This is a genomic window from Isoptericola sp. NPDC056134, from assembly GCF_042264825.1.
GTDB classification, from domain to species: Bacteria; Actinomycetota; Actinomycetes; order Actinomycetales; family Cellulomonadaceae; genus Isoptericola; species Isoptericola nanjingensis.
This window is the reverse complement of the sequence record NZ_JBHJVM010000004.1, coordinates 205,940-231,440: the sequence shown is the minus strand read 5'-3', so window position 1 is coordinate 231,440 and position 25,501 is coordinate 205,940. Positions and strand designations below refer to the sequence as shown.

Below are 25,501 nucleotides of genomic sequence, written 5' to 3'. Positions count from 1 at the left end.
TCGGCGCCTGGGGGTGGGACGTCGTGGTGCTCGTGGTGCTCACGCGCGTGCTTGTCCGTTCTCGGCTGGGGGTCCGGGGAGCTCGGGCGACGTGGGACGGTCGCCGCCTCATCGTACGCCGAGGTCAGCGTCGCGGCGGCCCGGGCGACGGCCTCCCGGCTGTGAGAAATGCCCGCGCGGACGTCATCTCCCCGGACATCCTCCGGCGCGCGCGGCGCCCGGCTCACCTGGTGGGACGAACCGTGCCGGGACGGGCGTGCCGGGAATGCTCGGCGCTAGGGTGGTGCTGCACAACGGTGAACAGCGGGCCGCCCACCCCGGTCGGCCCCTCGACGCCGTGCCCCCGCCGTCGCCTCGAGGACCCCGTGCGGCGTCCGACGCGACGGCGCCCCGTACCGGCAGAGCAGCAGCAATCACCCGGGGCTCGCTCCGGGCAGGAAAGAGGCACATCTGTGAACGCGTTCGACCCCGTCGTCGCCCCGCTCGAGTGGAGCTCGCTCGACGACCGCGCGGTGAAGACCATCAAGGCGCTGGCGGCCGACGCCGTCGAGAAGGTCGGCAACGGCCACCCCGGCACGGCGATCTCCCTCGCCCCCGCCGCGTACCTGCTGTTCGGCAAGACGATGCGGCACGACCCGTCCGACCCCCACTGGGTCGGTCGTGACCGGTTCGTCCTCTCCGCGGGCCACTCCTCGCTCACGCTGTACCTGCAGCTGTTCCTCTCCGGCTACGGCATGGAGCTGGACGACCTCGAGGCGCTGCGCACCTGGGGCTCGCAGACCCCCGGCCACCCCGAGTACCGCCACACCCCCGGCGTCGAGATCACGACCGGCCCGCTCGGCCAGGGCCTCGCGTCCGCGGTCGGCATGGCGTTCGCGGCCCGCCGCGAGCGGGGCCTGCTCGACCCCGACGCCGCGCCCGGCGAGTCGCCGTTCGACCACCACGTGTACGTCATCGCCTCCGACGGCGACCTGCAGGAGGGCGTGACGTCCGAGGCGTCGTCGCTCGCCGGCACGCAGAAGCTCGGCAACCTCGTGGTGATCTGGGACGACAACAAGATCTCCATCGAGGACGACACCGACATCGCGTTCACCGAGGACACCCTCGCGCGCTACGCCGCGTACGGCTGGCACACCCAGCGGGTGGACTGGACGCAGGGCGGCACCGGCTACGCCGAGGACGTCGACGCGCTCGCCGCGGCCATCGCGGCCGCGAAGGCGGAGACCGACCGCCCGTCGTTCATCGCGCTGCGCACCATCATCGGCTGGCCGTCGCCCACCAAGCAGAACACGGGCGGCATCCACGGCTCCGCGATGGGCGCCGACGAGGTCGCCGGCCTCAAGGTCGCCCTCGGCCTCGACCCCGAGGCGACCTTCGCCGTCGACGACGAGGTCCTCTCCTACACCCGCGCCGTCGCCGAGCGGCAGGCCGACCAGCGCGCCGCGTGGGACCGGTCGTACGACGCGTGGCGCACGGCCGCCCCGGAGCGCGCCGCCCTGCTGGACCGCCTCGTGGCCCACGAGCTGCCGGCCGGCTGGACCGACGAGCTGCCCGTCTTCGAGGCCTCCGAGAAGGGCGTCGCGACGCGCGCCGCGTCCGGCAAGGTCCTCACCGCCCTCAAGGACGTGCTGCCCGAGCTGTGGGGCGGCTCCGCCGACCTCGCCGGCTCGAACAACACCACGATGGACGGCGAGCCGTCGTTCATCCCCGTCGAGCACGCGACCAAGAAGTTCCCGGGCAACCCCTACGGGCGGACCCTGCACTTCGGCATCCGCGAGCACGGCATGGGGGCGATCCTCAACGGCATCGTGCTGCACGGCCTCACCCGTCCGTACGGCGGCACGTTCCTCCAGTTCGCCGACTACATGCGCGCCTCGGTCCGCCTCGCGGCCCTCATGGAGATCCCGACGACGTTCGTGTGGACGCACGACTCGATCGGCCTCGGCGAGGACGGCCCGACGCACCAGCCGGTCGAGCACCTCGCGGCGCTGCGGGCCATCCCCGGCCTCGACGTCGTGCGCCCCGCCGACGCGAACGAGACGGCCTGGGCCTGGCGCGGCATCCTCGAGAACACGGCCAACCCCGCAGGCATCGTGCTCACGCGCCAGAACGTCCCGACGTTCCCGCGCGGCACCGACGGCTTCGCCGGCGCCGAGGGCACGCTCAAGGGCGGCTACACGCTGGTCGACGCCACGAACGACGAGACCGGTGCGCCGGACGTCGTCCTCGTCGGCACCGGCTCCGAGGTGCAGCTCGCCGTGCAGGCCCGCGAGCAGCTCGCCGCCGAGGGCATCGCCGCCCGCGTCGTGTCGATGCCGAGCCGTGAGTGGTTCGACAAGCAGGACGCCGCGTACCGCGAGTCCGTGCTGCCGTCCGCGGTGAAGGCCCGCGTGTCCGTCGAGGCGGGCGTCGCGCAGGGCTGGCGCGAGGTGGTCGGCGACGCCGGCCGCAGCGTCTCGCTCGAGCACTACGGCGCGTCGGCCGACTACCAGACGCTGTACCGGGAGTTCGGCATCACGGCGGAGGCCGTCGCGGCCGCCGCGCGCGAGTCGCTCGCCGCCGTGCGCGGCGCTGGCGACGCCGCCTGAGCGCTCGTAGATTCCCAGGGTGGGGCGTCGCCCCGCGGCGCCCCACCCGGCCCCTGTCGAGACTTCCCGCGCAGGGGCTTCCGACCTGGAAGGACGTCCGATGACGCAGAGCACCGTCCCCGCACCGATCACCGACCTGACCGGCGCCGGGGTGTCCATCTGGCTCGACGACCTGTCGCGGGAGCGCCTGCGCAGCGGCAACCTGGCGGCCCTCGTGGCCGAGCGGGGCGTCGTCGGCGTGACGACGAACCCGACGATCTTCGCCAAGGCGCTGTCCAGCGGCGACGCCTACGACGCCCAGCTGGCCGAGCTCGCCGGCTCGGACGTGGACGCCGCGGTCGAGACCATCACGACCGACGACGTGCGCGCCGCCGCGGACCTGCTGCGCCCGCTCTACGACGCCACCGACGGCGTGGACGGCCGCGTGTCGATCGAGGTCGACCCCCGCCTCGCGTACGACGCCGACAAGACGGTGGTCGTGGCGGAGCGGCTGTGGCGCACGGTCGACCGCCCGAACGTGTTCATCAAGATCCCGGCGACCGTGCCCGGCCTGGACGCGATCTCCCGGACCCTCGCGCAGGGCATCAGCGTCAACGTCACCCTGATCTTCTCGATCGAGCGCTACCGCTCCGTGATGGAGGCGTTCGCGATCGGCCTCGAGCAGGCCCGCGCCGACGGCATCGACCTCGGCCCGATCGGGTCGGTGGCCTCGTTCTTCGTCTCCCGGGTCGACTCCTCGGTGGACGCCGCCCTGGAGAAGATCGGGACGCCCGAGGCGCTCGACCTGCGCGGGCAGGCCGCCGTCGCGAACGCCCGCCTCGCGTTCGAGGCCTACGAGCAGTTCGTCGGCACGGACCAGTGGCGCTCGCTCGCGGCCTCCGGCGCGCACCCGCAGCGGCCGCTGTGGGCGTCCACCGGCGTGAAGAACCCGGAGTACTCGGACACCCTGTACGTCTCCGAGCTGGTCACGGACGGCGTCGTGAACACGATGCCCGAGCCGACCCTGCAGGCGTTCGCCGACCACGGCGTCGTCGCGGGCGACACGGTCCGCGGCACCGCGGGCGCGGCGCGTCGCACGATCGAGACCATCGAGTCGCTCGGCGTCTCCCTCGTCGAGGTCACCGACCACCTCGAGACGGACGGCGTCCGCAAGTTCGAGGACTCCTGGACCGAGCTCCTGGACACCGCGTCCGCCGGGCTGAAGGCCCAGAGCGCCTGAGCACTCCCCCGGGGGCGCCACGGCGCCCCCGGGTCCGCACCACCTCCCGCCCGCACGACGAAGAACGGTGCCCACCTCGTGAGACCGGCCAAGATCACCGCCGAGCACAACCCCCTGCGCGACCCCCTCGACCTGCGGCTCCCCCGCATCGCCGGCCCCAGCGGCCTGGTGATCTTCGGGGTCACCGGCGACCTGTCCCGCAAGAAGCTCATGCCCGCCGTCTACGACCTGGCGAACCGCGGCCTGCTGCCGCCCGGCTTCGCGCTGACGGGCTTCGCCCGCCGCGACTGGGAGGACGAGGACTTCGCCCAGGTCGTGCACGACGCGGTCAAGGAGCACGCCCGCACGCCGTTCCGCGAGGCCACCTGGCGCCAGCTCGCCGAGGGCATCCGCTTCGTGCAGGGGTCGTTCGACGACGACGAGGCGTTCGAGCGTCTGCGCCAGACCGTCGAGCAGCTCGACGCCGAGCGCGGCACGGGCGGCAACCACGCGTTCTACCTGTCCGTGCCGCCCAGCGCGTTCCCGATCGTGTGCCGGCAGCTGTCCGAGTCGGGGCTCTCCAAGTCGTCCCCGGACGCGTGGCGCCGCGTCGTCATCGAGAAGCCGTTCGGTCACGACCTCGAGAGCGCGCGCGAGCTCGACGCCGTCGTCTCCCAGGTCTTCGACCCGGAGTCGGTCTTCCGCATCGACCACTACCTCGGCAAGGAGACGGTCCAGAACCTCCTCGCCCTGCGGTTCGCGAACCAGATGTTCGAGCCGCTGTGGAACAGCAACTACGTCGACCACGTCCAGATCACGATGGCCGAGGACATCGGCATCGGCGGGCGCGCGAGCTACTACGACGGCATCGGCGCCGCGCGCGACGTGATCCAGAACCACCTGCTGCAGCTCCTGGCGCTCGTCGCCATGGAGGAGCCGGTCAACTTCGACGCCGAGGCCCTCCGCGCCGAGAAGATCAAGGCGCTCTCCTCGGTGCGGCTCCCCCGCGACCTCGGGCGCCACACCGCCCGCGGCCAGTACGCCTCCGGGTGGCAGGGCGGCGAGAAGGTCGTCGGGTTCCTCGAGGAGGAGGGCTTCAACCCCGACTCCACGACCGAGACGTTCGCCGCGGTGAAGCTCGAGATCGACAACCGGCGCTGGGCGGGCGTGCCCTTCTACCTGCGCACGGGCAAGCGCCTGGGCCGCCGCGTCACCGAGGTGGCGGTCGTCTTCAAGAAGGCGCCGCACCTGCCGTTCGAGTCCTCCCTCACGTCCGACCTGGGCAACAACGCTCTGGTCATCCGCGTGCAGCCCGACGAGGGCGTCACCCTCCGGTTCGGCGCGAAGGTGCCCGGCACCGCGATGGAGGTCCGCGACGTCACGATGGACTTCGGCTACGGCCACTCGTTCACCGAGTCGTCCCCCGAGGCCTACGAGCGCCTCATCCTCGACGTCCTCCTCGGCGACCCGCCGCTCTTCCCGACGCGCGAGGAGGTCGAGCTCTCCTGGAAGATCCTCGACCCGGTGACCGCGTACTGGGCGGGCAAGGGCAAGCCGGAGCAGTACGCCTCGGGCACCTGGGGGCCGGAGTCCGCCGACAAGATGATGGCCCGCGACGGCCGCTCGTGGCGGCGCCCGTGACGAGCGCCCCCACCCCGGACGACGCCCCCCGCGCCGCGGCGAGCCGGACCCACCCGTGCCGCATCCAGCCGTGCCGCTTCCACAGAGGAGAGCCCCGATGATCATCGACATGCCGGACACGACCACGAACGCGGTCGGCAAGCGGCTCGCCCACCTGCGCGACGAGGGCGGCGCGGTGGCGCTCGGCCGGGTGCTCACCCTCGTCGTCGTCGCGGAGGAGGCCGACATCGAGGACTCGGTGCGGGCGGCCAACCAGGCCAGCCACGAGCACCCGTGCCGGGTCGTCGTCGTCGCCCCGCTGGCGCAGCGCGACCGCTCCGCCCCCCGGCTCGACGCCGAGATCCGCGTCGGTGGCGACGCCGGCGCCTCGGAGGTCGTGGTGCTGCGCGCCGGCGGGCCCATGCTCGACCACCCCGACACGCTCGTCATGCCCCTGCTGCTGCCGGACGCCCCGATCGTCGTCTGGTGGCCCACCGGCGGCCCGGACGCCCCGTCCGCGGACCCGATGGGCGCGATGGCGCAGCGCCGCATCACCGACACGACGACGGCGGCCGACCCGGTCGCGATGCTGCACCGCCTGTCGGGCGCGTTCAGCCCCGGGGACACCGACCTCGCGTGGGCGCGCGTCACCCTGTGGCGCGGGCTCATCGCGGCGGCGGTGGAGCAGCCCCCGTTCGAGCCCGTCACCGCGGTGACCGTCGAGGGCCAGGAGCAGCACACGTCGCTCGACCTGCTCGCCGCCTGGCTCGGCCAGCGCCTGCGCTGCCCTGCCACGGTCGTGCGCACGGACAGCGACGACGCGATCACCCGCGTGACCCTGGAGCGCAAGAGCGGGCCGATCGTGCTCGACCGCCCCGACGGCCGCGTCGTGTCGATCACGCAGCCCGAGAAGCCGGAGCGCCGCATGGCGCTCCCGATCCGCGCGCTGAGCGAGGCCCTCATCGAGGAGCTCCGGCGCCTCGACCCCGACGAGCTCTACGGCGAGGTGCTCACCAAGGGCCTCGAGCGTGTCGAGACCGTCCGGGCGTCGGCGAAGGTCACGGCGTGAGCGCGCCGCTCGTCGTCGTCCACCCCGACCCCGCCGTCCTCGCGGAGGCCGCCGCGGCCCGGCTGCTCACCCGCCTGCTCGACGTCCAGTCGGTCCGCACCCCCGTGCACGCGGTGCTGACGGGCGGCACCGTGGGCATCAAGACGCTCGAGGCCGTGGCCGCGAGCCCGCTGCGCACGGCCGTGGACTGGTCCGGGGTGCACCTGTGGTGGGGCGACGAGCGGTTCCTGCCCGACGGCGACCCGGACCGCAACGAGACCCAGGCCCGCGCCGCCCTCGTGGACGCGCTGGTCGCGGGTTCCGGCCTGCCCGCCGACCACGTGCACGCCATGCCGGCGCGCGGCTCGGTGGTCGACGGCGACCCCGTCGAGACGCCGGAGCAGGCGGCCGCGGCCTACGCGGCCGAGCTCGCGCCGTTCGCCCCGGCGCGCGCGTCCGACGCGGAGGAGGCGGCCGTCCCGGAGTTCGACGTGCTGCTGCTCGGCATGGGGCCGGACGGGCACGTCGCCTCGTTGTTCCCCGGGCACGACGGTCTCGAGGCACGCGGGGCGACGGTCGGGGTGCACGGCTCCCCCAAGCCGCCGCCGGAGCGCGTCTCGCTCACGTTCGACGCCCTGCGGCGGGCGCGCGAGGTGTGGGTGGTCGCGGCCGGAGCGGAGAAGGCGGCCCAGGCCGCCGCCGCCCTCGCGGGCGGAGCGGTGACCGACGTCCCGGCGGCCGGGGCCCGCGGCACCGAGCGCACGCTGTGGCTGCTCGACGCTGCCGCGGCCGGCCCGGCCGCCTGACCTGCTAGCTCGCCGACCGGTGCCGGTCGGCGAGCAGGCGGGCGGGCGTCTCGTCGTCGAACTCGGCGAAGAACTCCCCCACCCGCTCGGTGAGCTCGCTCATCCCGTCGCACGCGAACAGGGTGGGCTGGTAGTGCGAGATGTCGTACTCCACGGTGCCCATCGAGTAGAAGTCGAGCGGCAGGATCGTGGCGCCGCGGAACTCCTCGATCTCGCCGTACGACGACAGCAGGCCCGCGCCGTACGCCCGCAGCTCGCCGTCTTCGTACATCACCCCGAACTCGATGGTGAACCAGAAGACGTCCGCCACGAACTGCAGGCCCTCGGCCGTCTCGCAACGCCGCGCGGCCTCGCCCGCCCGTCGCTTCACGTCGGCGATCGCCGGGTTCGCGAGCAGGTTCCCGTGCCCGACGACCTCGTGGATGATGTCCGGCTCGGGGGTGTACAAGGGCTGCGACCCGTGTCGCAGGTACTGCGTGGAGTGGAAGACGCCGTCGGCGAGCGAGCCGTAGAACTGGTCCAGCGGCACCAGTCCTGCGGCCGGGTGCAGGCGGAAGCCGCTGAGCGGCTCCAGGCCGGCGCTCACCTCGTCGAGCTGCGGCACCCGGTCGGTCGGCAGGCCCAGGGATTCCTTGCCCTCGAGGTATCCGCGGATCGCCAGGCGCTCGTGCTTGGGGGCGAGCTCGGCGCACACGGTGCGCCAGATCTCGTTCTCCCCGTCCGTGTACTCGACGCGGGGCACGGGGTCGCCCGGCGACCAGCGCAGCGCGGGGCCGGCGATGACCTCCCGGCGGCGCCGGTACTCCGGGTCGTTCGCGCCGGGGTGGTCGTCCGTGAGGTGCACCGTGACGCCGTGCTCGTCCTCGGTGACGGGGGCGTAGAGCTGTCCTTCCTCGAACATGCGGCCAGACTACGCCACCGTCTCGACAGGTGGACACCCCTCGGGTCGGAGCCCGACCCTGCTCCGTCAGCTCGCCCGGCGCAGCCCCGTCCGACGCGCTCGCAGCGTCGCGAGCGCCTCCTCGAGGAGCGCGGCGCCGTCCTCCTCGGAGCGCCGTTCCTTCACGTACGCGAGGTGCGTCTTGTACGGCTCGTTCCGCACCGGCTCCGGCGGGTTGGCCGCGTCCAGCCCGGCGGGGAAGCCGCAGCGCGGGCAGTCCCAGAACTCCGGAGGCTCGACGTCCTCGTTCGCCGAGAAGCTCGGCGTCGTCTCGTGCCCGTTCGCGCACCAGTACGAGACCCGCATCCGGGGTGCCGCCTCGCCGCGCTCGGACTCTCCCAGCGGACCCGCGCCGACGCGCGAGCCCCTGATCGCATGACCGGCAGTAGCCACGTCCTGTCGTCCTCACCTTCGACTCAGTGGGCGTACGCCCACGGACGATCTTCGTGAAACCGTCGGACCGGGCTCGGGCCCGGTCCTGGTGCCCCCCTCACCGGCCCGGGGCCGGCGACGGTCGCGGTCGTGCCGGCTCAGCTCACCTTCGTGATGAGGCCCAGCAGCACGATCACGACGAACCAGACGAGCGCGAAGCTCACCGTGATCCGGTTGAGGTTGCGCTCCGCGACGCCGGAGCTCCCGGCGGCGCTCGAGATGCCCCCGCCGAACATGTCGGACAGACCGCCGCCCTTGCCCTTGTGCATCAGGATGAGCAGGGTCAGGAAGGCGCTGGTGATCACCAGGAGAACCTGAAGGATGATCTGCAAAACGTCCACGGTGTCCTCGGCTGTCCTCGTTCGTCGTCCGTCCCGCGGGGCGGGCTTCTGTTCGTCACCCGACCAGGACGTCGTCCCGGCCGGGTCAAGAGTAAGTGACGGACGCCTCTCGAGGCGAACACCGATGTTTCCATCGGGTGACGATCCCGGGAGGCGTCCGTCGGGCGGGTCCGGGCCCGCCGTAGAGGTGTCGCGTCAGGCGACGTGCGACTGGTAGCGCGCGATCTTCGCGAACTCGACCGGGTCGAGGCTCGCGCCACCGACCAGCGCGCCGTCGACGTCGGCCTGGGCCATGATCTGCGCGACGTTGCCCGACTTCACCGACCCGCCGTACAGCACGCGCACGCCCGCGGCGAGCTCCGCGTCGTACAGCTCCGCGAGACGGCCACGGATCGCGCCGCAGACCTCCTGCGCGTCCTCCGGGGTCGCGACCTCGCCCGTGCCGATCGCCCACACGGGCTCGTAGGCGATGACGACCTGCGCGGCCTGCTCCGCCGGCACGTCGGCCAGCGCAGCGTCGACCTGCGCGAGGGTGTACGAGACCTGCTCGCCGGCCTTGCGCACGTCCAGGCCCTCCCCGACGCACAGGATGGGCACGAGGCCGTGCTCGAAGGCGGCGCGCACCTTGGCGTTCACCAGCGCGTCGTCCTCGGCGTGGTACTCGCGACGCTCGGAGTGACCGACCGCCACGTAGGTGCAGCCCAGGCGTGCCAGCATCGGGCCCGAGACCTCGCCCGTGTAGGCGCCCGACGCGTGCGTCGACAGGTCCTGCGCGCCGTAGCGCACATCGAGCTTGTCGGCGTCCACGAGGGTCTGCACCGAGCGCAGGTCCGTGAACGGCGCCAGGACGGCGACCTCGACGGCCTCGTAGTCGTGCTTCGCGTCCTTGAGCGTCCACGCGAGCTTCTGCACCGCGGCGATCGCCTCGGTGTGGTCCAGGTTCATCTTCCAGTTGCCCGCCATCAGGGGCGTGCGGGTGGTGGCCACGATGGGCTCCTCGTTCTCTCGTGCTGGGTGGGAAGGATCGGTCGGCGTCCGGCGCCGCCGGTGCGTCAGTCGGCGAGGACCGCGAGGCCCGGGAGCTCCTTGCCCTCGAGCAGCTCCAGGCTGGCGCCACCGCCGGTGGAGATGTGGCTGAAGCCGTCCTCGTCGAAGCCGAGCACGCGCACCGCCGCGGCCGAGTCGCCGCCGCCCACGATCGAGAACGCGCCCGCCGCGGTCGCGTCGACGATGCCCTGCGCGACCGCGCGGGTGCCCGCGGCGAACGCGTCGAACTCGAACACGCCCATCGGGCCGTTCCACACGACCGTCTTCGCGTCCGCCAGCCGCGCCGCGAACAGCGCGCCGGAGTCCGGGCCGATGTCGAGGCCCATGGTGCCGTCGGGGATCTGGTCGGCAGGCACGGTGCGGTGCGGCGCGTCGGCGGCGAACGAGTCCGCGGCGACGATGTCGGTGGGCAGCACGATCTCCACGCCCGACTCGGCAGCCTGGGCGAGGTAGCCCTTGACGGTGTCCACCTGGTCGGCCTCGAGCAGCGACGAGCCCACGGAGTGGCCCTGCGCGGCGAGGAAGGTGAAGACCATGCCGCCGCCGATGAGCAGGCGGTCGGCCTTCGTCAGGAGGTTCTCGATGACGCCGAGCTTGTCGGAGACCTTCGAGCCGCCCAGGACGACGGCGTACGGGCGCTGCGGGTCCGTCGTGGCACGCGAGAGCGCCTCGACCTCCTTGAGGACGAGGTCGCCGGCCGCGGCCGGGAGCAGCTTCGCGACGTCGTAGACCGACGCCTGCTTGCGGTGCACGACGCCGAAGCCGTCGGAGACGAAGGCGTCGGCCAGCGCGGCGAGCTCGCCCGCCAGCTCCTCGCGCTCCGCGTCGACCTTCGAGGTCTCACGGGCGTCGAACCGGACGTTCTCCAGGAGGGCGACCTGGCCGTCGGTCAGGGCGGCGACGGTCTCCCGGGCCGACGGGCCGGTCAGGTCGCCCGCCAGGGCCACGTCCTGGCCCAGCAGCTCGCCGAGGCGCGCAGCCACGGGCGCCAGGGAGTAGGCGGGGTTCGGCTCGCCCTTGGGGCGGCCGAGGTGGGCGGTCACGACGACGCGCGCGCCGGCGTCCGTGAGGCGCTTCAGCGTGGGCAGCGCGGCCTTGATCCGGCCGTCGTCCGTGATGGTGGTGCCGTCGAGCGGCACGTTGAAGTCCGAGCGGACGAGGACGCGCTTGCCGCGCAGCTCGCCCAGGGTGTCGATGGTCTTCATGGGGCACACCTGTCCGTCAGGGCCCGGTGCGTGCGGCGCGACCCTCTGCGTCCGCACGTCCCGGACCGGGGTGATCTGGTCCGTACATGACGACGTCCGCGTGCGCGGCCGGGGATCGGCGCGCGCACGCGGACGTCGTGACTCACGCTCGAGCGATGTCGGGCGCCGGAGTCGTCAGAGCTTCTCGCCGACGTGGACGGTCAGCGCGACGAGCGAGTTGGAGTAGCCCCACTCGTTGTCGTACCACGAGACGACCTTGACCTGGTTGCCGATCACCTTGGTCAGCTTCGAGTCGAAGATGCTCGTGTGCGGGTTGGTGACGATGTCCGACGACACGATCTCGTCGTCCACGTACTCCAGCGTGCCCTTGAGCGGGCCCTCGGCGGCGGCCTTGACCGCGGCGTTGACCTCCTCGACCGTGACCTCCTTCGGAGCCTCGAAGGTGAGGTCGGTGGCCGAGCCGGTGATGACCGGGACGCGCAGGGCGTAGCCGTCCAGCTTGCCCTTCAGCTCCGGGAGCACCAGGGCGACGGCCTTGGCCGCACCCGTGGTGGTCGGCACGATGTTCTGCGCGGCGGCGCGGGCGCGGCGGAGGTCCTTGTGCGGGCCGTCCTGCAGGTTCTGGTCGCCGGTGTACGCGTGGATCGTCGTCATGAGGCCACGCTCGATGCCGATCGAGTCGTTGAGGGCCTTGGCGAGCGGCGCGAGGCAGTTCGTGGTGCACGACGCGTTCGAGATGATGTGGTGCGCGGCCGGGTCGTACTGGTCGTTGTTCACACCCATGACGAAGGTCGCGTCCTCGTTCTTCGCCGGGGCGGAGATGATGACCTTCTTGGCACCGGCGTCGATGTGCGCCTTGGCCTTGGTGGCGTCGGTGAAGAAGCCGGTGGACTCGATGACGATGTCCGCGCCCAGCTCGCCCCAGGGGAGGTTCGCGGGGTCGCGCTCGGCGAGCGCACGGATCTTCTGGCCGTCGACGATGATGTTCTCGTCGTCGAAGTCGACCGACTTCGGGAAGCGGCCCAGCACCGTGTCGTACTTGAGCAGGTGGGCCAGAGTCTTGTTGTCGGTCAGGTCGTTGACGCCGACGACCTCGATGTCCGCACCCGACTCCACGAGAGCGCGGTAGAAGTTCCGTCCGATCCGACCGAAGCCGTTGATCCCGACGCGGATGGTCACGATTGCCCTCCTCAGGGCGCGCCGGTGAGATCCCGACGCACACGGTTGATGCCGACTTCCGCACGCCGCGAGGGGCGTGCTGATGATTCACGTCGTGACCCCGGAACCACCCGACGTTCTTCCACCGGGCGGTCAGCCTCGGGTCACGTCGTCGTCACCTGACGGAATGAGCCTATACCCGAAACCGTGGTGCCGCTGACCCTCGACGGCCTCGTGAGACATGTGGTCTGACCATATGGACACCGTGGCTCGAGCGCCCCGTCCGCCGCCCGTCGGACGGCGTCAGAGGTCGAGCAGCTCCGGGCTCAGGCCGGCCTCGGTGTCCGGGATCCCGACGTCGATGGCCCGCTTGTCCGCCGTCGACAGGAGGCGCCGGATCCGGCCCGCGACCGCGTCCTTGGACAGCGGCGGGTCGGCCAGCTGCCCGAGCTCCTCCAGCGACGCCTGCTTGTGCGCCAGGCGCAGCTCCCCCGCCTGCCGCAGGTGCTCGGGCACGTCCTCGCCCAGGATCTCGAAGGCACGCTGCACCCGCGCGCCCGCCGCGACGGCGGCGCGCGCCGACCGCCGCAGGTTCGCGTCGTCGAAGTTCGCGAGCCGGTTGGCGGTGCCGCGCACCTCGCGGCGCGCGCGCCGCTCCTCCCAGATCTCGCGGGTGCGCACCGCGCCCATCCGGCGCAGGATCTCCCCGATCGCCTCGCCGTCGCGCACCACGACGCGGTCCACGCCCCGCACCTCTCGCGACTTCGCCTGCACGCCCAGGCGCCGCGCGGCGCCGACCAGCGCGAGCGCCGCCTCGGGCCCGGGGCACGTGACCTCCAGCGCCATGGAACGGCCCGGCTCCGTGAGCGACCCGTGCGCGAGGAATGCACCACGCCACACCGCCTCGGCCTCCGCGACGCCCGCCGACACGACCTCAGGGGCGAGACCGCGCACCGGCCGCCCCCGGGAGTCCAGCAGGCCCGTCTGGCGGGCGAGCGACTCGCCGTCGCGCACCACGCGGACCACGTACCGGTTGTTCTTGCGCAGCCCCCCGGCCTGCACCACGATCAGGTCGCTCGTGTGCCCGTAGAGCTCCGTGATCGACTGCCGCAGCCTCGCCGCGGCCGCCTCGTCGTCCAGCTCCGCCTCGATCACCACGCGGCCCGAGATGATGTGCAGCCCGCCGGAGAACCGCAGCGTCGCCGAGACCTCCGCCTTGCGGCACGACGTCCGGGTCACCTTGATCCGCGCGAGCTCGTCCTTCACCTCTGCCGTCAGCGCCATGGCGTCATCCTGCCACGCGAGGCAAGCACCCTGAGCCGTCGGCGGGGTGCCACCGAGGGCCGGTCACACGTCCCCGTAGACGCCCTCGAACACGTCGCGATAGGCCGCCGCCAGGCGCAGCGGGTCGTGGCGCGCCGTCCCGTCGCCGCGACGGACCTGCCGCATGAGCAGCCGCGCACCCATCGCCTGGGCAGCGTCGGCGAGCTCGTCGACGTCCTCGACGGCGGACGGGTCGGCCAGCACCGCGTCCACGCGCAGCCCGGGCGCGTGCCGGAACAACGCCTCGAGGTGGTCCGTCGCGGTGAGCCCCTGGGTCTCGCCACGCTCGGCGGCCAGGTTGAGCGTCACGCACACCCGCGCGTCGGTCTCGAGCAGAGCCCTCGCGAGCTCCGGCACCAGCAGGTGCACCAGCACCGACGAGTACCAGGATCCCGGGCCCAGCACGACCCAGTCCGCGGTGCGGACCGCCTCCACCGCCTCCGGGCACGCCGGCGGGTCCGCCGGCACCAGCCGCAGCTGCTCGATCCGCCCCTCGGACACGGCGACACGGCTCTGCCCGACGACGGTGTCGAGGGTCGCGACGCCGTCGCGACGCACGTCCGCCTCCACCACGAGAGGCACGGACGCCATGGGCAGCACGCGCCCCCGCGCGCCGAGCAGCCGGCCGACCCAGTCGAGCCCCGTCACCGTGTCGCCGAGCAGCTCCCACAGCGCGACGATCAGGAGGTTGCCCATGGCGTGCTTGTCCAGGCTGCCGCCCGAGACGAACCGGTGCTGCAGCAGGTCGCTCCAGGTGCGGCCCCACTCGGAGTCGTCGCACAGCGCCGCGAGCGCCATCCGGAGGTCGCCGGGCGGGAGCACGTCGAGCTCGTCACGCAGGCGCCCCGACGACCCCCCGTCGTCCGCGACCGTCACGACGGCGGTGAGCCGGTCGGACATCAGCCGCAGTGCGGACAGGCTCGCGAACAGGCCGTGCCCTCCCCCGAGCGCCGTCACCGCCGGCGCCCCAGGGCTCGCGACCGGCGTCGTCACTCCTTCCCCAGGTCGCGGGCCGTGAGGGAGACCCGCTGGCCCGCCTCCCGCAGCCGCTGGGCGATCTCGCCCGCGATCGCGACCGAGCGGTGCTTCCCCCCGGTGCACCCGACGGCGATCGTCACGTACCGCTTCTCCTCGGCCAGGTAGCCGGCGAGGACGGGTTCGAGCGCGGCCACGTACCGGTCCACGAAGTCCCGCGCGCCGGGCCGGGCGAGCACGTACTCCCGCACCGGGGCGTCGCGGCCCGTGAGGTGACGCAGCTCGGTGATCCAGTACGGGTTCGCCAGGAAGCGGACGTCCACGACGTGGTCGGCGTCGAGGGGGATGCCGTACTTGAAGCCGAACGCGAGCACGTTCACGCGCAACGCGTCGGGGGCGCCGTCCGCGATGGCGGCGCGCACCTCGCGCGCGAGGTCGTGGACCGACAGCTCCGACGTGTCGATGACCACGTCGGCGCGCTCCGCGATCGACGCGAGCGCGCGGCGCTCCTCGCCGATGCCGTCGAGGATCCGGCCCTCGCCCTGCAGGGGGTGCGGACGGCGGACGCTCTCGTAGCGCCGCACCAGGGTCTCGTCGCGCGCGTCGAGGTACAGGATCCGGTAGTTCACCCCGGCGTCGCGCAGGTGCTGCAGCACCCGGGTGAGCTCGGCGAAGTACTCCCGCCCGCGCACGTCGACCACGACCGCGAGCCGCTCCACGGACGAGCCCGCCCGGGTCATGAGGTCGACGAGCGGCACGATCATCATCGGCGGCAGGTTGTCGACCACGAACCAGTCGAGGTCCTCGAGGACGCCCGCGGCACGCGAGCGGCCGGCGCCCGACATGCCGGTGATGATCAGCACCTCCGGCTCGGACTGCTCCGGCGCGGGGGTCGCGGCCTCGATCTCGGGAATGCCCTGCGGGACGGTGATGGGGTCCGGCTCGCTCATGCGCCCAGCATGCCAGGAGCCGCACCGTCGTGGCTGGTCGGCGCGCTGCCCGCGTCCGGCGTTACGGCCGGGGAGGTCGCTCCTGAGGTCGTGTCCGGTGCGCCGCCGTCACCGCCGAGCGCGGCGACGACCGCCTCGGCGGTCCGCCGGCCCATGCCGCGCACACCGGCGATCTCCTCCACGCTGGCCGCGCGCAGGCGCTTGACCGAGCCGAAGGTGCTCAGCAGCGCCTTGCGGCGTGTCGGCCCGAGGCCCGGTACGTCGTCCAGGACGGACGCCGTCATGCCCTTGCTCCGGCGACGCCGGTGCTGCGTGATGGCGAACCGGTGGGCCTCGTCGCGCACGCGCTGCAGCAGGTAGAGGCCTTCCGAGGAGCGCTGCAGGATCACCGGGTAGTCCTCGCCGGGGACCCACACCTCCTCGAGCCGCTTCGCGAGCCCGCACAGCGCGACGTCGGTGACGCCCAGCTCGTCGAGCGCGCGCTGCGCCGCCGCCACCTGCGGCGGTCCGCCGTCGACGACCACGAGGTTCGGCGGGTACGCGAACCGCTTGCGCTCCCCCGGCTCCTCGGCGGGCACCTCGCCCGAGCGCGGACGGGCGCGGGCGGGCGCGCCGGCACCGTCGCTGTCGTCGCTGTCGTCGAGCTCCACGTCGCCCGACGCCAGCCGGTCGGCCAGGTAGCGCCGGAACCGGCGGGTGATCACCTCGTGCATGGCCGCCGTGTCGTCCCGTGCCCCGTCACCCTCGGGTCCGCGCACCGAGAAGGTGCGGTACTCGCTCTTGCGCGGCAGCCCGTCCTCGAAGACCACCATCGACGCCGACTGGTACGTGCCCTGCGTGTGCGAGATGTCGTAGCACTCGATGCGCAGCGGGGCCGACTCCAGCCCCAGCGCCTCCTGGATCTCCCGGAGCGCCTGGCTCCGTGTGGTGAGGTCGCCCGCCCGGCGCGTCCGGTGCAGGGCGAGGGCGTGCTCCGCGTTCGCCTTCACGGTGGCGGCGAGCTCGCGCTTGTCCCCGCGCTGCGGCACCCGCAGCTCCACCCGGGCTCCGCGCAGACCGGTCAGCCAGGCCGACATCTGCCCGGGATCCGGGGGCAGCACGGGGACCAGCACCTCGCGCGGGACGGCGTCGCGCGTCTCGCGCCGGGACGCGGCCCGGCCGTCGGCGTCGAGGTCCGCCTCCTCCGCCGCCGCGCGCGCGTCCTCGACGGCGCCGTACACCTGCTGCAGCAGGTGCTCCACGAGCTCCGCGTCCGTGACGTCCTCGACCTTCTCCACGACCCAGCCGCGCTGCCCGCGGATGCGTCCGCCGCGCACGTGGAACACCTGGACGGCGGCCTCGAGCTCGTCGCCCGCGAGCGCGAAGATGTCCGCGTCGGTCGCGTCGGGGAGCACGACGGCGTTCTTCTCCGTGGCCCGGCGCAGCGCCTGGATGTCGTCGCGCAGCCGGGCGGCCTGCTCGTACTCCATGGACGCGGCGGCCTCGTTCATCCGCGCGGTGAGGCGCCGCTCGAACCGCTGCGTGTCGCCGGCCATGAAGTCGCAGAAGTCCTGCGCCAGCTGCTTGTGGTCGTCGACGGTGATCCGACCGACGCAGGGCGCCGAGCACTTGTCGATGTAGCCCAGCAGGCACGGTCGGCCGGTCTGGTGGGCGCGGCGGTACACGCCGGCCGAGCAGGTGCGGATCGGGAAGACCCGCAGCAGGAGGTCGAGGGTCTCGCGGATCGCCCATGCGTGGCCGTACGGCCCGAAGTACCGGGTCCCGGGGCGCTTGGCCCCGCGCATCACCTGGGCGCGCGGCACCTCCTCGGCCATGGTCACCGCGAGGTACGGGTACGACTTGTCGTCGCGGTACTTCACGTTGAACCGCGGGTCGTACTCCTTGATCCACGAGTACTCGAGCGCCAGGGCCTCGACCTCGGTGCCCACCACCGTCCACTCCACCGACGCCGCCGTGGTCACCATGCTCTGCGTGCGGTGGTGCAGGTGCGCGACGTCCTGGAAGTAGTTCGACAGCCGCGCCCGGAGGTTCTTCGCCTTGCCCACGTAGATCACGCGGCCGTGCGCGTCGCGGAACCGGTAGACGCCGGGCGACGTGGGGATCTCCCCCGGCTTCGGGCGGTAGGTCGCTGGGTCGGCCATGCCGTCAGCCTAGGTCAGGCCACCGACGCCCCCGGCGCCGCGGTGGGCGGGCCGGGGGCCGGCGGCCGCTACTTCATCGTCCCCGCCGTGACGGACCCCTGGAGCTGGCGCTGGAAGATCAGGTAGGCGATGAGCACCGGCACGATCGTCACGACCACCGCCGCGAACATCGCGCCGAAGTCCACGGCGTACCCCGCCGACGACACGAACGCGGCCAGCCGCTGCGACAGCACGTAGTTCTGCTGCTCGGGGTTCAGCGCGATCGGCAGGATGAACTGGTTCCACAGGCCCAGGAAGTTGAAGATCGCCACCGACGCCATGCCGGGCCTCGCCATGGGCAGCATCACCTGGAAGAAGGTCCGCCAGTTGCCCGCCCCGTCGATCGCCGCGGCCTCGGCGATGTCGTCCGGGAGCCCGCGGAAGAACGCGTAGAGGAAGAACACCGTGAACGGCAGCGCGAACGCCACGTACACCACGATCAGCCCCGGCAGCGTGCCGAGCAGGGCGGCGTTCTGGAGCACGAAGAACAGCGGGACGATCGCGAGGAAGACCGGGAACGTCAGGCCCGCCAGCATGAGGTAGTAGATGGCCCGCCGCCCGGGGAACTCGAACCGGGCGAGCACGTAGGCGCACATCGCCCCCAGGAGCATCACGAGCACCAGCGCGGACCCCACCACGATGATCGTGTTCACGAAGGCCCGGCCGATCTGGGCGTCGACCCACGCGTTCTCGTAGTTCGTGAACGACCAGTGCTCCGGCAACGAGAACGGCGACGCGAAGATCTCCGCGCTCGTCTTGAAGGAGCCGATGAGCACCCAGATCATCGGTGCGATGACGAGGATGCACCAGATCACGAGGACGGTGTGCGAGACCCCGGCGGCGACGCGGTCGCCGCCCGCCGCGCGGGCGGTGCGGGTCCGTGGGACGGCGCGTGCCGCGCGCGGCACCGCCTCGGCGTGGGCGGTCATCCCCGGCCCCTCTCGCTACGGCCGCCGGCGAGGCGGTTCACGGTGAACACCAGCGCGGCGAACACCAGGGTCACGATCGCCATCGCCACGCCCATCGCGCTGGCGTAGCCGAACTTCCCCTCCGTGAACGCCGTGCGGAACAGCTGCTGGGACATCACGAGCGTCGAGTTGTCGGGGCCGCCCTGCGGGTTGAGCGCCTGCACGTACACGAACAGGTCGAGCGCGATGATCCCCAGGTAGATGTAGGCGGTCTGCACGTTGTCCCGGATGAGCGGCAGCGTGATGGACCACGAGGTCCGCCACCGCCCGGCGCCGTCGATCCGCGCCGCCTCGTAGATCTCCGACGGGACGCCCTTGATCGCCGCGATGAAGAGCAGCATGTAGAAGCCGACGAAGCCCCACACGACCACGAACATCGTCACCGGCATCGCCGTGCCCACGTTCCCCAGCCACGCGAACGACTGGAACCGGTCGAGCCCCAGCCCCGTGAGGATGCCGTTGACCAGACCGTTGCTCGGGTCGAGGATGAGGCGCCACATGATGCCGACGGCGATCGCCGGGATCACGTACGGGAAGAGGGACACGACCCGGTAGAAGCCCGACCCTCGGACGCCCCGGATCTGTCCCCTCCCCGCTCCGCCCACCGTGATGAGGATCGCGAACGTCAGCGCGATGACGATGGTGATGAGCGGGATGAACAGTCCGAACATCACGCTGTTCCCGACGGCGTTGACGAACCGCGGGTCCTGCAGCAGCGTCGTGAAGTTCGCCAGACCCACGATGTCGAACTCGGTCGTGAAGCCCGACCAGTTGGTGAGGGCGTAGAACGCGGCCTGGACGAACGGCCAGATCACGAAGACCAGGAAGAGCGCGAGCGGGAGCCCGAGGAAGACGACGAAGAAGCTCACGGTGTCGAACGACCACCCGCCCAGCCGCCCCCTGCGGGGCCCGCGCCCGGGCCCCGCAGGAGCTCCCTCGCCGGCGGGCAGGACCTGCCCGGCGCCGGGGATGGCGGTCATGACACCTCGATCTTGTCGATCGTGTCGTCGTTCGCGATGCGGTCCGTGATCGCCTGCAGCTCCTTGGTGAGGTCCGCCACCGACTTCTTGCCGTCGAGGAAGGAGTTCCAGATCGGGAGCTGCTCCTGGTTCATGCCGTAGGTGTTGACGAAGTTGAACGTGAAGATGTCGGTCCCGGCCGCGCTGAGCATCTCGGTCTGCGACACCAGTGCCGTCGACCCGAACCCGTCGGCGGGGACGATGTCCTTCACGATCGTCGGGGCCAGCTTCGTCTTGGAGAAGTTCGTCGCGGCCTCCTTCGAGAGCATGACCCGCAGCAGCTCCTTGCCGCCGGCGACGCTCTTGGCCTGCGACGGCACGATGAACGGCTCACCGGCGGTCGAGTGCAGCGCCGTCGCCGGCATCGCCGGGCTCGCGGTGACCGAGAAGCTCGGGACGCCCTTCATCTGGAAGTCGGACGCCGTCTGGTCCTTCATCTCGTTCTCGATCCAGGAGCCCGACGGGTAGAGCAGGGCCTCCTGCTTGTTGCTCCACTGCGCCTGGGCCGCGGTGAACTGCGTGCCTGACCCGCCGGGCTTGAAGTACCCGGCGTCGATGATCTCCTTCATGATCGTGAAGGTCGCCTGGAGCGAGTCGTTGGACCAGCAGTCCGGCTTGAGGTTCTCGAGCGCCAGCCGGACCTCGTCGCCGCCCTCCTTGATGGCCGACTCGATCGCGAGGGTTTGGTAGTACGTCGCGGCCTCGGTGCCCCACAGGAAGAGGTACTTGCCGGCCTTCTTCGCCTCCGCGCCGAGGGCCTTGGCTTCCTCCCACGTGGCGGGCGGCGTCCAGCCGTTCTTGTCGAAGAGGCTGCCCGAGTACCAGACGCCGTAGACGGTGAGGACGTAGTTGAGCGCCGCGAACTTGTCCCCGTAGGTGCCCGGGGCGAGGACGCCCTCGTACAGGGTGTCGCGGATGGTCGTGCCCTCGACGTTGGGCGCGTCGATGATGTCGGTGAGGTCCTCGAGCTGGTCGAGGATCGTGTTGAACCCGATCGACTGGGCGCCCGAGTTGTCCACCAGGTCGGGCGGGTTGCCGCCGACGAAACGCGGCTGCAGCTCCGTGGCGATCTGCGTCGAGGGCGAGACCTTGACGGTCGATCCGGCGTGCAGGCCGGCGAGGACCGTGCCGGCGAACTCGACGTAGTCGACGCCGTAGCCGCCGTCGAAGATCACCGCGTCGACCGTGGTGTTCTCGGCCATGCCGAACGGGTTCTTCGCGTCCATCTCGCCACCGGGGGCGGCACTGGTGGCTTCCTCGCCTCCTCCCCCGCCCGTGGCGCACGCCGCGAGCGGGAGGCCGAACGGGACGGCGGCGGCCGTGTACATCACGGCACGGAGCACCGACCGACGGGAGGGCTGGGGGGTGATGTTGCTCTGGTCAGTGGTGAAGTTGCTGGTCATCGTCGTTGATGCCCTTCGTGTCAGGGTGCGTCGCGGGACGCCCCGTCAGCCGTGCTGCTCTGCCCCGCCCGGGGCCCTGCGCCGACCTCCTCGTCTCGCGCCACGGTGAGCCGTTGCGGCGGGTTCCGCACCGCTCACGGAAATAACTCCCATCCACCACGGGGATGGAGTGGAAAATATTCACGCACGGCCGCCACGTCAACAGCCGACACGACAGTGTGACCGGACTGGTATAGATCACCCGCTCGGGTGCGGGTGGCCCCTTACGAGGCGGGCGCCGCGAGCCGCACGGGCGCAGGCTCGACAAGGACCGCGAAGTTGACCGACCGCGCGATGAAGCACAGGGCGTGCGCGCGGTGGTGGAGCTCCGCCACCGCCTCGTCCGTCGCCTGCGGGCCCGCGTCGACGGTCACCCTCGGTCGCAGCGTGACGTCCGTGAACTGCCCCTCGCCCCGAGACTCCACCCGCATCGTGCCGGTCGTGTCGTCCACGTACTCGCGGACCACCAGGCCGTGCTCGGCAGCCAGGTGGAGGAACCACAGCATGTGGCACTGCGCGAGGCTCGCGACGAACAGCTCCTCCGGGTTGTGGCGCGCCGGGTCACCGCGGAACGCCGGGTCGGCGCTCCCGAGCAGCGGCGGCTTGCCCGAGACCAGGACCGTGTGGTCCCGGGAGTACGACGTGTAGGACGTCGTGCCCGGCCGGCCACCGGGGTCGGAGGCCCCGGCCTCGGCAGCATCGGGCCAGGCGACGGTCACGGCGTAGTTGTGGTGCGCTCCCATGGCCACACGCTAGGACGTCAGGCCGCGCTGCGCTTACCGGGACGCTTCGACGCGGTCTTCCCCTTCGTCGTCGCCTTCCCCGAACCCTTCGTCGTGCCCGTCGCCGAGCCCTTCGCCGAGCTCCGCGCCCGCGGCGCCGACGACGCCGAGGTCGCGGCGGCGGACCTCGCCCGGCCGGCAGGGGTCGCCGTCGGCACGGGTGGGTGCTCCTGGAGGATCGGCGCGAGGAACTGGCCCGTGTGGCTCGCCTCGACGTGCGCGACGTCCTCAGGCGTGCCCTCCGCCACCACCGTCCCGCCGCCGGAGCCGCCCTCCGGCCCCATGTCGACGATCCAGTCGGCGCTCTTGATGACGTCGAGGTTGTGCTCGATGACGAGGACGGTGTTGCCCTTCTCCACCAGCGACTGCAGCACGCCGAGCAGCTTGCGGATGTCCTCGAAGTGCAGGCCCGTGGTCGGCTCGTCGAGGACGTAGATCGTGCGGCCCGTGGAGCGCTTCTGCAGCTCGCTCGCGAGCTTGACCCGCTGCGCCTCGCCGCCCGAGAGCGTCGGCGCCGGCTGCCCGAGGCGGACATAGCCGAGACCCACCTCGACCAGCGTGGTGAGGTAGCGCGAGATCGCGGGGAACGCGGCGAAGAACTCCGCGGCCTCCTCGATCGGCATGTCCAGCACGTCCGCGACCGTCTTGCCCTTGAAGTGCACCTCGAGGGTCTCGCGGTTGTACCGCGCCCCGTGGCACACCTCGCACGGCACGTAGACGTCGGGCAGGAAGTTCATCTCGATCTTCAGCGTGCCGTCGCCCGCGCACGCCTCGCAGCGGCCGCCCTTGACGTTGAAGGAGAAGCGACCCGGGCCGTAGCCCCGGACCTTCGCCTCCTCCGTCTCCGCAAAGATCTTGCGGATCCGGTCCCACACGCCCGTGTAGGTGGCCGGGTTGGACCGCGGCGTGCGCCCGATCGGCCCCTGGTCGACGTGCACCACCTTGTCGAGCTGATCCACGCCCGTGACCCGGGTGTGCCGGCCCGCCACCTGGCGCGCGCCGTTGAGCTCGTTCGCGAGCACGGTGTGCAGGATCGAGTTGACCAGCGTCGACTTGCCGGACCCCGAGACGCCCGTGACCGCCGTGAGCACGCCGAGCGGGAACGACACGTCGATCCCCCGCAGGTTGTTCTCCCGGGCGCCGACGACCGTGACCTTCCGGCCGGGGTCGGTCGCGCGACGCTCCGCGGGCAGCGCGATGCTGCGCCGGCCGGAGAGGTAGGCGCCGGTCATCGAGCCCTCGGCCTCGAGGAGCCCGGCGTAGTCGCCCGAGTGCACGACGCGGCCGCCGTGCTCGCCCGCGCCCGGGCCGACGTCGACGATCCAGTCCGCCGCGCGGATGGTGTCCTCGTCGTGCTCGACGACGATCAGCGTGTTGCCGAGGTCCCGCAGGCGGGTCAGCGTCTCGATGAGGCGGCGGTTGTCGCGCTGGTGCAACCCGATCGACGGCTCGTCGAGCACGTACAGCACGCCGACGAGGCCCGAGCCGATCTGGGTCGCGAGCCGGATGCGCTGGGCCTCGCCACCCGACAGGGTGCCCGCCGGACGCTCGAGCGACAGGTAGTGCAGGCCCACGTCGACGAGGAAGCCGAGCCGGGCGTGGATCTCCTTGAGGACCTCGGCCGCGATGGCGCGCTCGCGCTCGCCCAGCTCGAGCCCGTCGAGGAAGGTCTTGGCCTGGTCGATCGGCAGCCGGCACACGTCCCAGATCGACTTGCCGCCGACGGTGACCGCGAGGACCTCGGGCTTGAGCCGTGCCCCCGAGCACACGGGGCACGGGACCTCCCGCATGTAGGCCTCGTACTTCTCCTTCGACCAGTCGGACTCGGTCTCCCGGTGCCGGCGCTCCAGGAAGGTCACCGCGCCCTCGAAGCCGGTGGAGTACTGCCGCTCGCGGCCCCAGCGGTTCTTGTACCGCACGTGCACCTGGTGGTTGCGGCCGAACAGGATCGCGTCACGGGCGCGCTGCGGCAGCGCGCGCCACGGCACGTCCATGGAGAAGCTCATCTCCTCCGCCAGCGCGGTGAGCACCCGCTCGAAGTACTCCGACGACGTCTGCGCCCACGGCACCACGGCACCGTCGCGCAGGGTCCTCTCCTCGTCCGGCACGACGAGGTCGGCGTCGACCTCGAGGCGGAAGCCGATGCCGGTGCACTCCGGGCACGCGCCGTACGGGGCGTTGAAGGAGAACGTGCGGGGCTCGATCTCGTCGAGCGCGAGCGGGTGGTCGTTGGGGCACGCCCGCTTCTCCGAGAACTTGCGCACCCGGTCGAGGTCGTCGATGTCGGCGTCGACGAGCTCGACCATGACCAGGCCGCCCGCGAGCCGCAGCGCGGTCTCCACCGAGTCGGTGAGCCGGCGCTGGACGCCGTCGCGTGACACGAGACGGTCGACGACGACCTCGATGTCGTGCTTGAGCTTCTTCTCGAGCGTGGGCGGGCTGGTCAGCTGCACCACCTCGCCGTCGACCCGCGCGCGGGCGAAGCCCTGCGTCTGCAGCTCGGCGAACAGGTCGGCGTACTCGCCCTTGCGCCCGCGCACGACGGGTGCGAGCACCTGGTACCGGGTGCCCTCCGGCAGCTCGAGGAGCTTGTCGACGATCTGCTGCGGCGTCTGCGAGCGGACCGGCTCGCCGCACACGGGGCAGTGCTGCGTCCCCGCGCGGGCGAAGAGCAGGCGCAGGTAGTCGTAGACCTCGGTGATCGTGCCGACCGTCGACCGCGGGTTGCGGTTGGTCGACTTCTGGTCGATCGACACCGCGGGCGACAGGCCCTCGATGAAGTCGACGTCGGGCTTGTCCATCTGACCGAGGAACTGGCGGGCGTACGCGGAGAGCGACTCCACGTAGCGGCGCTGCCCCTCGGCGAAGATCGTGTCGAACGCCAGGGAGGACTTCCCCGAGCCCGACAGCCCGGTGAAGACGATCAGCCCGTCGCGCGGGAGATCGAGCTCGATGTTGCGCAGATTGTGCTCGCGGGCGCCGGAGATGACGAGGCGGTTGCTCACCCGGGCATCCTACGTCGGCGCGCCGACATTCGTACAGGCGTTCTATACCTTTCGGGGTCTTTTCGCGTGCCTGACCGGTCACACCCGGCCTCCCGACCCGCTCCTGGACGTCCCGGGCCCGCGACCGCGCGGGATGCTTGGATACGGCCATGTCCGTCTACGCCGTCACGTACGTCTACGTCACCGACCCCGACCGCCTCGCGGAGGTCCGTCCGGAGCACCGGGAGTTCCTCCGCGGCCTGCACGAGAGCGGCACGCTGCGCGTGTCCGGCCCGCTGCCCGCGACGCCGGACGGCGAGCCCGGCGGCGCGCTCCTGGTCGTCGAGGCCGAGGACGCGACCGGCGCGCTCGAGCTGCTCGCGGCCGACCCCATGCGGCGCGAGGGTCTGGTGGCGCACCGCGCGGCGCGGGAGTTCGTGCCCGTGATCGGCGGCTTCGCCGCCTGACGCCGGACGCGCGCGGGCCCCGGACGGC

21 protein-coding genes are annotated in these 25,501 nt (G+C 72.1%); 6 read left to right on the top strand and 15 right to left on the bottom strand.

What is annotated here, in order from left to right; all coding sequences use genetic code 11:
- Nucleotides 1-452 precede the first annotated feature (452 nt).
- The 5 genes from tkt to pgl all read left to right on the top strand — a co-directional run bounded on the left by tkt (nucleotide 453) and on the right by pgl (nucleotide 7,260).
- On the top strand, nucleotides 453-2,588 hold the full coding sequence (tkt, locus tag ACFCZN_RS06190) for a transketolase (protein WP_430556174.1): 2,136 nt from the start codon (nucleotides 453-455) through the stop codon (nucleotides 2,586-2,588).
- 100 nt (nucleotides 2,589-2,688) lie between these two features.
- Complete coding sequence (tal, locus tag ACFCZN_RS06185; protein ID WP_429763414.1) at nucleotides 2,689-3,807, top strand: transaldolase; 1,119 nt, start codon at nucleotides 2,689-2,691, stop codon at nucleotides 3,805-3,807.
- 78 nt (nucleotides 3,808-3,885) lie between these two features.
- A complete protein-coding gene (zwf, locus tag ACFCZN_RS06180; protein ID WP_429763413.1) occupies nucleotides 3,886-5,427 on the top strand; it encodes a glucose-6-phosphate dehydrogenase in 1,542 nt (513 codons plus the stop codon).
- Nucleotides 5,428-5,524: 97 nt separating this feature from the next.
- Entirely contained in the window at nucleotides 5,525-6,475 is a 951-nt protein-coding gene (gene opcA, locus ACFCZN_RS06175; protein WP_430556173.1) for a glucose-6-phosphate dehydrogenase assembly protein OpcA, read from the top strand.
- On the top strand, nucleotides 6,472-7,260 hold the full coding sequence (pgl, locus tag ACFCZN_RS06170) for a 6-phosphogluconolactonase (RefSeq protein ID WP_430556172.1): 789 nt from the start codon (nucleotides 6,472-6,474) through the stop codon (nucleotides 7,258-7,260). Before opcA ends, pgl begins: the two co-directional genes overlap by 4 nt.
- Before the next feature lie 4 nt (nucleotides 7,261-7,264).
- On the opposite strand, the gene ACFCZN_RS06165 is transcribed toward pgl, so the two are convergent.
- The 15 genes from ACFCZN_RS06165 to uvrA form a co-directional block, all read right to left on the bottom strand.
- Nucleotides 7,265-8,161, bottom strand: coding sequence for a phenylalanine 4-monooxygenase (locus ACFCZN_RS06165; protein ID WP_430556171.1), 897 nt, complete (start codon nucleotides 8,159-8,161; stop codon nucleotides 7,265-7,267).
- A gap of 66 nt (nucleotides 8,162-8,227) precedes the next feature.
- The gene (locus ACFCZN_RS06160) at nucleotides 8,228-8,593 is read right to left on the bottom strand and encodes an RNA polymerase-binding protein RbpA (RefSeq protein ID WP_429763408.1); all 366 of its coding nucleotides are present in this window, start codon (nucleotides 8,591-8,593) and stop codon (nucleotides 8,228-8,230) included.
- Nucleotides 8,594-8,730: 137 nt separating this feature from the next.
- The gene (secG, locus tag ACFCZN_RS06155; RefSeq protein WP_380326827.1) at nucleotides 8,731-8,973 is read right to left on the bottom strand and encodes a preprotein translocase subunit SecG; all 243 of its coding nucleotides are present in this window, start codon (nucleotides 8,971-8,973) and stop codon (nucleotides 8,731-8,733) included.
- Nucleotides 8,974-9,168: 195 nt separating this feature from the next.
- A complete protein-coding gene (gene tpiA / locus ACFCZN_RS06150; RefSeq protein WP_429763789.1) occupies nucleotides 9,169-9,936 on the bottom strand; it encodes a triose-phosphate isomerase in 768 nt (255 codons plus the stop codon).
- 89 nt (nucleotides 9,937-10,025) lie between these two features.
- Complete coding sequence (locus ACFCZN_RS06145; RefSeq protein ID WP_429763407.1) at nucleotides 10,026-11,225, bottom strand: phosphoglycerate kinase; 1,200 nt, start codon at nucleotides 11,223-11,225, stop codon at nucleotides 10,026-10,028.
- A gap of 174 nt (nucleotides 11,226-11,399) precedes the next feature.
- Nucleotides 11,400-12,404 (bottom strand): type I glyceraldehyde-3-phosphate dehydrogenase, encoded by a 1,005-nt coding sequence (gap, locus tag ACFCZN_RS06140; protein ID WP_429729141.1) that lies wholly within the window; start codon nucleotides 12,402-12,404, stop codon nucleotides 11,400-11,402.
- A gap of 282 nt (nucleotides 12,405-12,686) precedes the next feature.
- Nucleotides 12,687-13,667, bottom strand: coding sequence for a DNA-binding protein WhiA (gene whiA / locus ACFCZN_RS06135; protein WP_429763406.1), 981 nt, complete (start codon nucleotides 13,665-13,667; stop codon nucleotides 12,687-12,689).
- A 63-nt stretch (nucleotides 13,668-13,730) separates the two neighbouring features.
- Nucleotides 13,731-14,699 (bottom strand): uridine diphosphate-N-acetylglucosamine-binding protein YvcK, encoded by a 969-nt coding sequence (gene yvcK / locus ACFCZN_RS06130; protein WP_430556170.1) that lies wholly within the window; start codon nucleotides 14,697-14,699, stop codon nucleotides 13,731-13,733.
- Entirely contained in the window at nucleotides 14,696-15,631 is a 936-nt protein-coding gene (gene rapZ, locus ACFCZN_RS06125) for an RNase adapter RapZ (protein ID WP_429763404.1), read from the bottom strand. The genes yvcK and rapZ overlap by 4 nt, the downstream gene beginning before the upstream one ends.
- Entirely contained in the window at nucleotides 15,628-17,772 is a 2,145-nt protein-coding gene (gene uvrC / locus ACFCZN_RS06120) for an excinuclease ABC subunit UvrC (RefSeq protein ID WP_430556169.1), read from the bottom strand. Before uvrC ends, rapZ begins: the two co-directional genes overlap by 4 nt.
- Nucleotides 17,773-17,840: 68 nt before the next feature.
- Nucleotides 17,841-18,740: a carbohydrate ABC transporter permease gene (locus tag ACFCZN_RS06115; protein WP_430556168.1), complete on the bottom strand. Its 900-nt coding sequence runs from the start codon at nucleotides 18,738-18,740 to the stop codon at nucleotides 17,841-17,843.
- Nucleotides 18,737-19,759, bottom strand: a complete 1,023-nt coding sequence (locus tag ACFCZN_RS06110) for a carbohydrate ABC transporter permease (protein ID WP_430556167.1) — start codon at nucleotides 19,757-19,759, stop codon at nucleotides 18,737-18,739. The genes ACFCZN_RS06115 and ACFCZN_RS06110 overlap by 4 nt, the downstream gene beginning before the upstream one ends.
- The gene (gene ngcE, locus ACFCZN_RS06105; protein ID WP_430556211.1) at nucleotides 19,756-21,126 is read right to left on the bottom strand and encodes an N-acetylglucosamine/diacetylchitobiose ABC transporter substrate-binding protein; all 1,371 of its coding nucleotides are present in this window, start codon (nucleotides 21,124-21,126) and stop codon (nucleotides 19,756-19,758) included. Before ngcE ends, ACFCZN_RS06110 begins: the two co-directional genes overlap by 4 nt.
- Before the next feature lie 338 nt (nucleotides 21,127-21,464).
- On the bottom strand, nucleotides 21,465-21,983 hold the full coding sequence (locus ACFCZN_RS06100) for an OsmC family protein (RefSeq protein ID WP_430556166.1): 519 nt from the start codon (nucleotides 21,981-21,983) through the stop codon (nucleotides 21,465-21,467).
- A gap of 17 nt (nucleotides 21,984-22,000) precedes the next feature.
- Nucleotides 22,001-25,027, bottom strand: a complete 3,027-nt coding sequence (gene uvrA / locus ACFCZN_RS06095; RefSeq protein ID WP_430556165.1) for an excinuclease ABC subunit UvrA — start codon at nucleotides 25,025-25,027, stop codon at nucleotides 22,001-22,003.
- A 149-nt stretch (nucleotides 25,028-25,176) separates the two neighbouring features.
- Between uvrA and ACFCZN_RS06090 the strand changes: the two genes are divergently transcribed.
- Nucleotides 25,177-25,473, top strand: a complete 297-nt coding sequence (locus ACFCZN_RS06090) for a YciI family protein (protein WP_430556164.1) — start codon at nucleotides 25,177-25,179, stop codon at nucleotides 25,471-25,473.
- The last annotated feature ends 28 nt before the right edge of the window (nucleotides 25,474-25,501 follow it).